Consider the following 12,800-nt stretch of genomic DNA (forward strand, 5'->3'; position numbering starts at 1 on the left):
GGGCCGCATCGATGCGGGCCCAGATCGCACGGCCCGCCGCGTTCGCGGCGTCGTCAGCTCTGCCGTCGAAGCGCTCGCCGACGCGCTGGCGCAGGGTCTGCAACTCGTTCAGACTCTGCAGGACCTGGCCATAGGCTTCGTAGACGGGGGCTCCGGGCTGGTAGATCGGGCCTGTGACGGTCGGTGTAGAGGACGGTGTCGATGGAGTGGCCGGAGTGGACGGCTCGATATAGGCCGAACGCAAGTACCAAGCGCCATCGTTCGGCGTGCTGATGCCGTTCTTCTGCAGGGTATAGGCATAGGCGCCGGCGACGACGGCCTGCTGACCCTGGAAGACATAATTGCCCTGGAGCGTGAAGACGCCGTTCGAGGCTCCGCCGACGGTGATGATCTTGATGCCTTCGATCGTCGGTGCGCCGCCGCCGCCCTGATTCAGCACCGTCACGGGGGTCGAGCCCGCTGTGTTGCCGGTGATGACGAGGCGGTCGGACGGCGAGGCATCGCCACCGAGCACGGTTTCGATTTCGAGCCGGCCGCCATTGCCGAGATAATTGCCGTTGATGGTCAACGTACCGATCGAATTGCCTGGTGCGATCGTGCCGCCCGGCTGATTGATCGTCGAGCCGACCGTGCCGATGCCCTGGAGGCGACCGCCGATGACCTCCATCGTCCCGCCGAGGACCCCGTTCACCGCGAGCGTGCCGGCCAATACGCTGCCGGCACCGGTATAGGTCGCGCCGCTGTTGCCGGTCAGCGTCACCTTGCCCAGGCCATCCTTGATCAGCGCGCCCGCGCCGGTGAAGGTAGGAGAGATGCCGATATCATGGCCATCCGTGTCGATGACGGCGCCATTCCCGGTGATGAAGATGGTGCGCGTGTCGAAGCCCCTAAAGAAGGTGGGGTTGTCCGATGTGGCGCGCAGCAAGCCGCCGTCGAAGGTGACGATTGCCGTGCCGTCGCCGCCCCGGATCCCACTGGTTTCGAGAACGCCGCGGCTGCCCCCGATATCCACCAGGGTCACGTTCCCGCTCGCGCCCGAATTCATGCCGATCAGGACGCCGCCTTCGGCCCTAACCAGTCCACCATCCACCGTCAGCGTGCCGGTGCCGAAGTTGGCGATGGTCAGGCTGTACGGCGCCATCACCCAGCTTGACCCCACGCCGGTCACGTTCACGCTGCCGGTGCTGCTGGCTCCGATATAGCCCTGATTGCTGCGGACACTGGCGCCGTTTTCAATGCGCAAAGTGCCGACGCCAAAGCTGCCGACGCTAAATTGCCCCGCATTCGTCCAGGTTGTGCCCGGGCCGGTCAGGACGGCATCACCCACCGCCCCATCGCCGACGATGCCATCCGCGCTCGAAATCGTCGCGCCGCCCTCGACACGCAGATTTCCGGCGCCGTACGTGCCGACGCTCAGTCGCCCGCTATTCTGCCAGGACGAGCCGATCCCGCTGACCAGGGCGCTGCCGATTCCCAGGGTATCACCACCGATATAGCTGGTCGCGCTAGAGACCCTGCCCCCGGCAAGAATGTTCAGCGCGCCGACACCATTGCTACCAATCAAAAGACTACCGGCGTTGGTCCAGGTTGAAGCGCTGCCGTTGCTGCCGACGCCCGAGACCGTGACCGTACCCTGGCTGCCGAGATCGCTGGCGATATAGCCGTTCAGGCTGCTGACTTTGCCGCCATCGAGGATGGTCAGCAAGCCGGTGCCGGACTGCCCGACGACGAGGTCGCCGTTATTGGTCCAGGTCGATGCATTGCCGCTGCCGTCGATGCCTGAAACGGTGACGGTGCCATTCCCGGCCACATTATTGCCGATCGTGCCGAGATCATTGGTCACGGTTCCGCCGGCCGTGATGTTGAGCTGTCCGATGCCGGTATCGCCGACGAGAAGATCCCCGCCGACGGCCCAGTTCGGTGTCTGAGCCGGGCCCGGGTTCAGGTCGCCGCTACCGGTGACCGATTGCGCGCGCGCCGGGAAGCCGGCAGCGCAGAGCAATGCGGCGATCGCCGTCGACAAAAGCAGCGGCTGGCCGCGGAAGCCGGAAGCGATAGGGTTCGTGGTGGTCCGTCTCGACACGTTTTCCAGCCCCCCGGCCGTGATGTCACCCTTGATCGTCCGATTCATCGCGTGGCGGTGGCTCCACGGACAATCCTGCTTCAAGCGAATCGACGCTACCGGCTTCATAATTTGAAGTTCAATAGTTAATCGTCAATATAAAGGGCGGCTTATCTGTATCGATTGTTGGTCCCAGATAGCAGCCGAACGCCCTCACTTGGTGGTGTAGCCGCCGTTGACGAGGATGGTCTGCCCGGTCATCCACCAGCCATCCGAGACGAGAAAGCGGATGAAGGGGACGATGTCCTCGATGTCGGTGAGGCCTGTCCTGGTGAACTTCGACAGAGCTGCCGCCGCCTTGTGATAGGCTTGAGCGTCAGCGCCTTCCGCCGGGTAGAAGAACGGCGTGTCCATCGGGCCCGGGCCGATGGCGGTCACCGAGATGCCCCGCTCGCCGAACTCCTTCGAAGCGGCGCGGGTGAAATGCTCGACCGGCGCCTTCGTGCCGGCATAGGCGGCATAGAAGGGCGTGTAGGCGCCAAGCAACGAGGTCACGAGCGTGCAGATCTTGCCGTTGTCGTTGACGTGCTTGCCGGCCTCCTTGAGGAAGAAGAAGGCGGATTTCGAGTTCACCGCCGTCATTTCGTCGTATTCGGCCTCGGTGATCTCGACGAAGGGCTTCTTCAGAACCTTGCCGACCGTGTTGATGGCGATGTCCGGCTTGCCGACGGCAGCGATTGTGTCTGCGAAGAGCTTTTCGACGGCAACGGCCGTGGTCAGGTCGGCCTGAAGCGCGACGGCCCACGCACCGGCGGCCTTGATCGCCGCAACCGTATCATCCGCCGCGGGTTTGGTCGCGCTCGTGTTGTAGTGGATCGCCACGGCCCTTGCGCCATGCTCGGCCAGATCACGGGCCAGCAGCCCGCCGAGGTTCTTCGCCCCGCCAGCAATGAGAACCGTCTTACCTTTGATGCCGTGATCGAGCATGTTCCGTCTCCGCTGGTCGCTGCTGTCAAAACGCGACCCTCGACGGAACTGATCACGGTTTGAACGCCTGACCAGAGCAGCGACAGTCTCTGCTCCTGACTCCCCTTGACGGAATGCGCTTTCTGGATTCCGGCCCCGAGATACCGGGATTCGTGGCTATCCGGCTCTTTCAGGAGTCGATGCGAGTATCGGTCACCGCGAACCCGGCCTTGTCCAGGCCCTCCACGATATGGGCGATGTAATCTTCCTGGAACTTGCGCCCGCGCCAATCCAAATAGAATTCGGTGGCGTAGTGGGGCCTCAAACGGCGCAGGATTTGAAGATGCGTCTCTGCTTTGGCTGTGGCGCCGAGCTGCCCGCAGACAGCGGCCAGCATCACATGCATGAAATAATACTTCTCATCGATGCTGAGGTTCGAGGCCAGCCACAAGGCGCCCTCGTAGTCGCGCTGGCGATAGAGCTCCAGGATCGGGACACCGTATGACATCGCCGGATGGTAGTGCTCGCGCACGTTCGCAAGCCGCACGAGTTCGGCTCCCTCCGCATAGCGCCCCATGACATAGAGCCGATTGCCTAGCGTCAATTGATGCTCGCCGGATCCCGGGTTCAGGGTTATGGCCCGGCGCCCGGCCCTTTCGAATTCCTCGAACTTCCCCATGGCGAACAGCACCGTCGAGCGCATGCTATGAGCCAGAGCCGAGTGCGGCGCGACGCGAATGGCCTCGTCGGCCATGTCCAGAGCTTCCTGCAGGATCCTGCCGCTCTCGGCCGGCCGGGCGTAGAGACCGCGAATCTCGTTCATCTGGATATAGGACAGCATCGCCCAAGCGTCCGAATAGAACGGCTCCGCCCTGACCGCGGCCTCGAGGCATGTCCGGATATCCTTCTGCTCCGTATCGTCGAGGTTCGCCAGGTAAGTGACGGCGTGCACGACACAGCTATAGGCATCCTGGTGCTTGTCCGGATGGAGCTTGCGCTCGTTCACGTTGACGATGCCCCAGCGCTGCCCGATCGCCCGCGCGACGTCTTCGCCGACGATCTTCTCCGCCGCCATCATCGAGGACGCTCCGGCGGATTCGATTTTCTCGCGCGACGCCAGAATGAGACCCGACCGGTGCTCGCTCAGCATCCATTGGCATCGCAGCACGCGATCCTCGACGTCGGCGGCAATGTCGAGGACATAGATGCTGCCCGCCCCGCCGGGACGCAGCGACGCGACGAGATCCTCGAACGATTTATGAGGCTCGAGACCGGCGATCCGCAGGCCGTGATAGGGAACGAGAGCAGCAACGACCGAGCGGATCATGCGAGAAGATGCCTCGCTAGGTGTCCCGCCGGCCGCTGCCCTGATCACGATGATCGGGATCCTGTGCTCGGGGCCTGGCCGGGCTTCTCCCGGCTGCGCCGGCGCGGCGATCGGGCGAAGCCCCGCCCGGACCAATGTCTCGTCGCTGCCCGAAGACCCCGCCACTTTTCCCGGGCGCCGGGCGAAGCGCGGTCCGTATCCGCCAACGGGCAGCTGGATCGTCACGCTCTCGGCGGCGCCATCAACAGCGTAGTAAAGCGCCAGCGCCGAACGCAGGCGGGTTGCCTCGTTGCGAACGACGGCATCCTTGGCGGGGTCGAAATCGACACCCCTGCCAAAGACGTCCACAGCGATCGTATAGGCCTTTAGTTGGGCGCTTTGTCCCGCGATGGCCTTTTCGACGACATAGCGGAGGAAGCGCGCGCCTCGTGCTGAAATCCGAGTGCCCGGCGCATTCAACAGATTGTCGAGCGCCGATGCGATTTCGCTCTCTTCAACGCCGTCGATAGGCATATCGCTGCCGAACCCACCCTACCCATGCACCTGACGTGCAGGGAGCCAATGGCACGGATCCAGCTCCTTCGCCTGACCGCGCCTCGTTTCACAGCAGCATAACGCCAGGCATTCCACAATCGCCCCTTGAGACTCTCGCGATTTTCTCGCGATCCTTGGTGCGTTCCAAGGGCCGACGGTCGTTGATGGTCCTGGCGCCGAGATGGACATGGTTCGCAGCGTGATCGGCCATGCCCTGGCCAAACCGACGGCGCCGATCTTCACGCGCCGCAATCGGCAATAGGAGGAAGACCGCACTGCGCGGCGAGCCGAACAACCCCTGAACAGGGATTGGGGAAGCGGGGAACGCGCGCTTGATGGCGGGCCATCGTAACGGGCTGACGTTCCAAGAGATTTTTGGAGCGGGCGATCGGGATCGAACCGACGACATTCAGCTTGGGAAGCTGACGTTCTACCACTGAACTACGCCCGCATGCCCTTCACGCTGCAAAGCAACGCGCGGCAGGCCCGCGTTCATAGCGGGTCCGAAGGCGGGTGTCATCCGGGAATCGCGAGCCGCCCCACCGATTGCGGGAAGGCCGGAGCGGGCGTCTGCCTAGCTCTTGAAGTGCTTGGAGAGCTTCAGGGCCTGGCCCTGGTAGTTCGACTTCAGGTCGGCGCCGTAGAGCGCATCGGGGCGGGCCGCCATGCTCTCATAGACCAGGCGGCCGACGATCTGGCCGTCCTCGATGATGAAGGGCACGTCGCGGGAGCGGACCTCGAGTACGGCGCGGGCGCCCTGACCGCCGGCGGCGCGATGGCCGAAACCGGGATCGAAAAAGCCGGCATAATGCACGCGGAACTCGCCGACCAGCGCATCGAACGGCGTCATCTCGGCAGCGTAGTCCGGCGGAACATGCACCGCCTCCTTGGAGGCGAGAATGTAGAACTGGCCGGGATCGAGGATCATGCTGCCCGAGCCGTCGTCATGGATCGGCTCCCAGAAATCGGCGGGGCGATAGGCACCGACGCGGTCGACATCGATCAGCGCCGTGTGATGCTTGCCGCGGTAGCCGAGCAGGCCGTCGAAGCCCGAGAGATCAACGCTGACGGCGACGCCGCCCTGGAAGGAGGGCTCGGCCGCGCTGACCAGCGTCTCGCGCTGGTGGATTTCGCCGAGCGCGCGGTCGTCGAGCCGGGTCTCGCCGGCGCGGAAGCGGATCTGCGAGAGGCGCGAGCCGGAGCGGACCAGAACCGGGAAGGTGCGCGGCGAGATCTCGATGAAGAGCGGCCCTTCATAACCGTCCTCGACCAGATCGAACTCGCGGGCGCGATCGGTGATGACGCGGGTGAAGACGTCGAGCCGGCCGGTCGAGCTCTTCGGATTGGCAGCGGCGCGCAGACCCTTGGGCAGGCGCAGCCCTTCCATCAGTTCGGCGATATAGACGCAATCGGTCTCGAGCACCGCGCCCTGCGTCAGGTCGATCTCGTGCAGCGAGAGGTCCTCGATGCGGCTATGCACCGTGCGGTCGGGACCGGGCAGGAACGAGGCACGGACGCGATAGGCCCGCGCGCCCAGGCGCAGATCGAGGCTCGCGGGCTGGATCTGCCCCTCGGCCGGGGGCCGGGCGAGCGTGATCGCTCCCGCCTCGATGAAGGCGCGGATGGAGCTGTCGGGCTGGATGCCGGGCTTGAAGGTCAGCATGCGCGTTCCGCTGGGGATAATCGATCATAGCTAGCGAAGCGGGCTCCCGAGGCCAAGCATGCCGGCAGCAGGGCATGCGCACGCCGAGGGGTTGTCCACGCCAGAATGGCCCGCCACCACATTGACGCTGGCGCCGGCTGGCCGATAACACATCACAGCGGCAAAGCCGCGACCGGCCAAGGCGGAGCCTTCGATGTACCAGGCCCAGACGCATGGCGTGCGTGTCACCGTGGCGCCGCGTTTCATGGATGCGGAATCCTCGCATGCGCAGGGCCGCTATTTCTGGGCCTATCAGATCGAGATCGTGAATCTCTCGACACAGACCGTGCAGTTGATGACCCGGCACTGGTTCATCACCGACGGGCGCGGCGAGGTTCATGAAGTCCGCGGCGAGGGCGTCGTCGGCAAGCAGCCGGTGCTGCGGCCGGGCGAGAGCTTCAACTACACCTCGGGCTGCCCGCTGACGACGCCGGATGGTTCGATGCACGGTTTCTACGCCATGCAGGATGAGAGCGGCACGATCTTCGATGTCGAGGTGCCGCTCTTCCCGCTCGATTCCCCCTATGTGAAGAAGGTTCTGCATTGACCGCCTCCGTTCAAGCCGGGCAGCGCTACACGCCGCTCGAAATGCTCGCCCGCCTCGTCGCCTTCGACACCGTGAGCGACAAGTCCAACCTGCCGCTGATCGACTTCGTCGAGGATTACCTCGCCGGCTGGGGCGTCTCCTCCGTGCGCTTCCCCAATGAGACCGGCGACAAGACAGCGCTGTTCGCCACCGTCGGCCCGCAGGATCGCGGCGGCATCGTTCTATCCGGCCATACGGACGTGGTGCCGGTGGCCGGCCAGGCCTGGAGCCGCGACCCGTTCACGCTGCATGTCGAGGATGGCAAGGCCTATGGCCGCGGCGCCGTCGACATGAAGGCGTTCCTCGCGTTGGGGCTCGCCCTGGTGCCGGATTTTCTGGCGGCCAATCTCAAGACGCCGATCCATCTCTTCCTGTCCTATGACGAGGAGGTGACCTGCCTCGGCGTGGTCGACGGCATCGCCGCCATGGGCAAGACGCTGCCGCGGCCCCGCGCCGTCATCGTCGGCGAGCCGACCATGCTCGACATCTGCGACGCGCATAAGGGCGTGCGGACCTTCCAGACGGTGGTGAAGGGCTTCGCGGCCCATTCCTCCAAGCCGCAGCTCGGCGCCAGCGCCGTCCATGCCGGCGCCCTGCTCGCCGCCGAACTCGACCATATGGCCGAGGATGCCAAGACACGTCCGGACCCGAGCGGTCGCTTCGATCCGCCCTATGACACCATCCATATCGGCACCTTCCATGGCGGCATCGCCCGCAACATCCTGGCCGATCGCAGCGAACTCCTCTGGGAGATCCGGACGGTTCCGAGCTCCGACCCCGAGGCCGGCCCGGCTCGTTTCGCCGAGACGGCCGACAAGGTTCTGGCGCGGATGCGTTCGACCGCGCCGAGTTCCGCGATCGAGACGCAGATGACTTCGGACGTGCCGGGTCTGGCGCCCGATCCGGGCTCGGAGGCCGAGCGGCTCGCCATGCGGCTCTCCGGCCGCAACCACACGATCGCCGTCGCCTATGCGACCGAGGCCGGGCATTTCCAGCAGGCGGGGCTTCCGACCGTGGTCTGCGGCCCCGGCTCAATCGACCAGGCGCATCAGCCGGACGAGTACATCACGCTGGAGCAATTGGCGGCAGGCGAGGCCTTCATGCGCAAGCTGATAGCGGAGTGCCAGGCGGGGTAGCTTCAAGCGTCATGCTCGGGCTTGACCCGAGCATCTCTTGACGAGGGAGGCTCCCGCGCCTTTCTGGCATGAGATTCCCGGGTCGCCACTTCGCGGCGCCCGAGAATGACGGAGGAGCTTACTCGCCCGCCGCCTGCCCCTCTTCGACCTCTGCCGGGTCGAAGGAATAGCGCCGCGAGCAGAATTCGCAGGTGACGCCGAGCTTGCCGTCATCGGCGATCATCGCCTTGCGATCCTCCGGCGCGAAGCCGCGCAGCATCGAGAGCACGCGTTCGCGCGAGCAGCGGCAGGCCTCATGCACGCTAACCGGCTCAAAGACGCGGGCGCCGCGCTCGTGGAACAGGCGGTAAAGCAGGCGCTCGCTTTCCAGCGTCGGGTCGAGCAGTTCGTGATCCTCGACCGTCTCGACCAGCGAGCGCGCCTCCATCCAGGCATCGTCCGCGATGCCGTCCGGATCGGTTCCGGCGAGAATCTCATGGCCTTCGGGCGCGTCGCCGGGATGGATGTCGGCCGCGCGCAGGCGATCCGGCGAATGCGGCATGAACTGCACGAGGATGCCGCCGGCCCGCCATTGCGGTCGCCCGCCGGTGGTGACGGTGCCGACGCCGAGGCGAACCCGCGTCGGGATCTGCTCGGACTGGCGGAAATACTGATGCGCCGCCTCTTCCAGGCTTTGGCCCTGCAAGGCGACGATGCCCTGGTAGCGCGTCGTGGCCGAGCCCTGGTCGACGGTCATGGCGAGATGGCCCTCGCCGAGCAACGCGCCGGTCGACACCTTGTCGAGCGCGATCGCCTCGGCGAGCTTGGCCTCGTCGATATGGGCGACGGCCCGGAAATTGTCGGGCGCGTTGAAATCGACGACCATCATCGGGATGGCGCCGTCGCTCTTGGTCTGGAGCTGGAAGCGGCCCTCGAACTTGAGCGCCGTGCCGAGCAGCACGGTAAGCGCAGCCGCTTCGCCGAGCACGCGCGAGACGGGCTCGGGATAGCCGTGGCGATCGAGGATCGTGTCGATCGACGCACCCAGCCGCACGACGCGGCCGCGCACGTCGAGATCGGGCACGGCGAAGGGAATGACCCGATCGTCGAGCCCGGCGGCGCCGATGGTGTCGTCCACGGCCATCAGGCCGCCACTCCGCCGAAGCACCAGGCCAGAATGCCCTTCTGCGCGTGCAGGCGGTTCTCGGCCTCGTCGAAAACGGCCGATTGCGGACCGTCCATGATCGCGTCCGTGACCTCCTCGCCGCGCGAGGCCGGCAGGCAATGCATGAAGATCGCGTCCTTCTCGGCGCGCTCCATCAGCCGGTCATCGACCTGATAGGGCCGCAGCAGGTTGTGGCGGGTGCCCTCGTCGTCGTCGCCCATCGAGACCCAGCAATCGGTGATGACGCAATCGGCGCCTTCGACCGCTTCCTCGGGATGGTTGGTGAGCTTGATCTTGGCGCCCTGTTTTTTGGCCCAGGCGATCAGGGCCGGCGGGGGGGCCAGTTCCTCGGGCGTCGCGACGGCCAACTCGAAATCGAGCCGGCCGGCGGCATGGACCCAGGAGGTCAGCACGTTGTTGGTGTCGCCGGTCCAGGCGATGCGCTTGCCCTCGATCGCGCCCTTGCGCTGCTCGAAGGTCATGACATCGGCCATGACCTGGCATGGATGCTGGCGCTTGGTCAGGCCGTTGATCACCGGGACGGTGGCGTATTTCGCCATCTCGACCAGCGAATCGTGATCGAGGATGCGGATCATGATCGCGTCGACATAGCGCGACAGCACGCGGGCGGTGTCGGCGATGGTCTCGCGCTCGCCGAGCTCGATCTCATGGCCGGCGACCATCATCGGCGATCCCCCGAGCTCGCGGATGCCGACATCGAAGGAGACGCGCGTGCGCAAGGACGGCTGCTCGAAGATGGTCGCGACGACCTTGCCCTCGAGCAGACGGTCGCCGGCAGCGGCGGGGGTACGGCGTCGCGCCTTGATCTCCTCGCCCGTGCGCAGGATCGCGCGCAGCTCGCTGCCGGAGAAATCGGAGAGATCGAGGAAATGGCGCGTCACGGGCGCTTCCTTCGCTTCGCTGGTGTGGGTCTTGCGGGTGAACTTATTCGGCAGCCGGGCGCTTCAGCGTGGCCTCGACGGCAGACGCCGTCTTGTCGAGACGCGACACCGCCTCGGCCACATCGGCCTCGGTGATGATCAGCGGCGGCAGCAGACGCACGACATTGTCGCCGGCACCGACCACGAGCAGGCCGTGGGCGCGGGCTTCGTTGACGAAGTCGGTGTTGAGCGTGTGCAGCTTGAGGCCGAGCATCAGGCCCTCGCCGCGAATCTCGGCGATAACATCGGGATGCTTGTCCTTGAGCTCGGCCAGCGACTGCTTCAGGCGAAGAGCGATCTGACCGACATTCTCGATGAAGCCGGGCGCCAACACCACGTCGAGCACGGCATTACCGACCGCCATGGCGAGCGGGTTGCCGCCGAAGGTGGTGCCGTGCGTGCCGAGCGTCATGCCCGATGCCGCCTCTTCCGTCGCGAGGCAGGCGCCCATCGGGAAGCCGCCGCCGATGCCCTTGGCGATCGACATGATGTCGGGCGTCACGCCGTATTTCTCATGGGCGAAGAACTTACCGGTGCGGCCGACGCCGGTCTGAATCTCGTCGAAGATCAGCATCAGGCCGTGCTCGTCGCAGAGATCGCGCAGCAGCTTGAGGAAACGGGCCGGGACGGAGCGCAGGCCGCCCTCGCCCTGGATCGGCTCGATCATCAGCGCGGCGGTTTCCGGCGTGATCGCGGCGCGCAGCGCCTTCTCGTCGTCGAAGGGCACCTGGTCGAACCCGTCGACCTTGGGGCCGAAGCCGTCGATATATTTCTGCTGGCCGCCGGCAGCGATGGTCGCCAGCGTCCGGCCGTGGAAGGCGCCTTCGAAGGTGATGATGCGGTAGCGCTCGGGATGGCCCTTCGCCGCATGATACTTCCGCGCCATCTTGATGGCGCACTCGTTCGCCTCGGCGCCCGAATTGGTGAAGAAGACGCGTTCGGCGAAGGTCGCCTCGCAGAGCCGGCGAGCCAGCCGCTCGCCATCGGGCGCGCCATAGAGGTTGGAGGTGTGCCAGATCTTGCCGGCCTGCTCGGTCAGCGTCTTGACGAGATGCGGATGGGCGTGGCCGAGCGCATTGACCGCGATGCCGGCGCCGAAATCGAGATAGCGGGTGCCGTCCGCCGTGATCGCCCAAGGGCCTTCGCCGCGCTCGAAGGCGACGGGGGCACGGGCATAGGTCGGGACAAGCACGGACTGGCTGGCGGAAACAGGGGCGGGAGCCATGGGGCGAAGATCCTCGCGAGGGGGACGGGGTGAGATCGGATTGGCGCTGGACGGAGAACGACGATCCGGGGATGGACGCTGCATGATGCAGCCATGATACGACCCGGCGGCGACGTTATCGTCGCACCCAGCTCCTGACCTCTCGTCGCGCCGTCATCCGCATCGTCGGGACCTTGATCCGCCAAACATAAGCGCCGCCCGAGCATGGGCGGCGTCACCTTGTGGATAAATATGCTTAAGGCGGCCGCGACTGTCAATTGAATGCCGCTGGGGCAGTGTTGCCGAAAGGATTCGCTTGACGGCTCAATCGCGAATCGCCTGGGGAAAAGCCCAATTCGGATTCGGCGACTCTTGTTCGCGAGTCACCGCAGCTTGTATGCTCGGCTTCGTCAGATACGACATTTCGTGCGGCGCCTCCTGTACCGTCTGTTGCGGCAGCAACGGCTTTGTCCCAGCGACACAAGCCGCCGGTCCCGGATTCCGTCACGAAGCGCCCTTAAAGGCAGGACCCGCGAGGGGCCGGCCGGACAAGACAGGTGATGCGGATGAACGAAGCCGGAGCATGGACGGAAGAGCGCGTCGAGCAGCTCAAGAAGCTCTGGAGCGACGGGCTGAGCGCCAGCCAGATCGCCGCCGAGCTGGGTAACGTCACGCGCAATGCGGTGATCGGCAAGGTCCACCGTCTCGGCCTTTCGGGCCGGGCCAAGAGCGCGGCGCAGCCTGCCGCGCCGCGCAACAGCGCCCCGCGCAAGGCGCCGGCCCGCTCGCCGAGCCATCCGATGGCAACGCCCGCCCCGACGCGCGGCGCCCACGCGCTGGCGCCGGACTTCGCCCCCGAGGCGGAGATCGAGGTCGAAGCCGTGCCCTCGCAATCAGAGGACGTGGTGATCCCGTTCTCCGAGCGCGTCACCATCATGGACCTGCGCGAATATATGTGCCGCTGGCCGATGGGCGACCCGACGACGCCGGAATTCCGCTTCTGCGGCGCCCGCTCGCAGACCGGGCTGCCCTATTGCAGCCACCATGCCCGCATCGCCTATCAGCCCGCCGCCGACCGCCGTCGCGACCGGAGCAAGGTCCGGGCCTGATCGGGTTTCGGAGCACGAATTAGAAAACCGGCCGAAAGGCCGGTTTTTTGTTGTCTGCGTGAAGGGTGCGTCATGTTTGGGCTCGTCCC

General features: G+C 65.7%; 10 protein-coding genes and 1 tRNA gene. 3 read left to right on the top strand and 8 right to left on the bottom strand.

All coding sequences use genetic code 11. The features are described from left to right. The 5 genes from JHD80_RS09570 to JHD80_RS09590 form a co-directional block, all read right to left on the bottom strand. The coding region (locus tag JHD80_RS09570; RefSeq protein ID WP_199086455.1) for an autotransporter outer membrane beta-barrel domain-containing protein at window positions 1-2,131 on the bottom strand (2,131 nt) is incomplete at its 3' end. A 144-nt stretch (window positions 2,132-2,275) separates the two neighbouring features. Next, the gene (locus tag JHD80_RS09575; protein WP_199086457.1) at window positions 2,276-3,049 is read right to left on the bottom strand and encodes an SDR family oxidoreductase; all 774 of its coding nucleotides are present in this window, start codon (window positions 3,047-3,049) and stop codon (window positions 2,276-2,278) included. Window positions 3,050-3,218: 169 nt separating this feature from the next. After that, the gene (locus JHD80_RS09580; protein WP_199086459.1) at window positions 3,219-4,868 is read right to left on the bottom strand and encodes a tetratricopeptide repeat protein; all 1,650 of its coding nucleotides are present in this window, start codon (window positions 4,866-4,868) and stop codon (window positions 3,219-3,221) included. Window positions 4,869-5,265: 397 nt separating this feature from the next. After that, window positions 5,266-5,340, bottom strand: a tRNA-Gly gene (locus tag JHD80_RS09585). 123 nt (window positions 5,341-5,463) lie between these two features. Next, a complete protein-coding gene (locus JHD80_RS09590; RefSeq protein WP_199086461.1) occupies window positions 5,464-6,552 on the bottom strand; it encodes a 2'-deoxycytidine 5'-triphosphate deaminase in 1,089 nt (362 codons plus the stop codon). Window positions 6,553-6,745: 193 nt separating this feature from the next. On the opposite strand from JHD80_RS09590, the gene apaG reads away from it, so the two are divergent. Continuing rightward, window positions 6,746-7,138 carry a Co2+/Mg2+ efflux protein ApaG gene (apaG, locus tag JHD80_RS09595; protein ID WP_199086463.1) on the top strand — a complete coding sequence of 131 codons (393 nt, stop codon included), beginning with the start codon at window positions 6,746-6,748 and terminating at the stop codon, window positions 7,136-7,138. Next, a complete protein-coding gene (argE, locus tag JHD80_RS09600; RefSeq protein WP_199086465.1) occupies window positions 7,135-8,313 on the top strand; it encodes an acetylornithine deacetylase in 1,179 nt (392 codons plus the stop codon). The genes apaG and argE overlap by 4 nt, the downstream gene beginning before the upstream one ends. Window positions 8,314-8,431: 118 nt before the next feature. Here the strand turns inward: argE and JHD80_RS09605 are convergent, their stop codons facing one another. The 3 genes from JHD80_RS09605 to JHD80_RS09615 are packed head-to-tail and all read right to left on the bottom strand — an operon-like array spanning window position 8,432 to window position 11,623. Beyond that, window positions 8,432-9,436, bottom strand: coding sequence for an Hsp33 family molecular chaperone (locus JHD80_RS09605; protein WP_199086467.1), 1,005 nt, complete (start codon window positions 9,434-9,436; stop codon window positions 8,432-8,434). After that, the gene (gene argF / locus JHD80_RS09610; protein ID WP_349237242.1) at window positions 9,436-10,359 is read right to left on the bottom strand and encodes an ornithine carbamoyltransferase; all 924 of its coding nucleotides are present in this window, start codon (window positions 10,357-10,359) and stop codon (window positions 9,436-9,438) included. The genes JHD80_RS09605 and argF overlap by 1 nt, the downstream gene beginning before the upstream one ends. 43 nt (window positions 10,360-10,402) lie before the next feature. Then, window positions 10,403-11,623 carry an aspartate aminotransferase family protein gene (locus tag JHD80_RS09615; protein WP_199086469.1) on the bottom strand — a complete coding sequence of 407 codons (1,221 nt, stop codon included), beginning with the start codon at window positions 11,621-11,623 and terminating at the stop codon, window positions 10,403-10,405. A gap of 545 nt (window positions 11,624-12,168) precedes the next feature. Between JHD80_RS09615 and JHD80_RS09620 the strand changes: the two genes are divergently transcribed. Further along, window positions 12,169-12,711, top strand: coding sequence for a GcrA family cell cycle regulator (locus JHD80_RS09620; protein WP_199086471.1), 543 nt, complete (start codon window positions 12,169-12,171; stop codon window positions 12,709-12,711). Window positions 12,712-12,800 lie beyond the last annotated feature (89 nt).

The organism is Allobosea sp. ASV33, assembly GCF_016428755.1.
Lineage (GTDB): Bacteria > Pseudomonadota > Alphaproteobacteria > Rhizobiales > Beijerinckiaceae > Allobosea.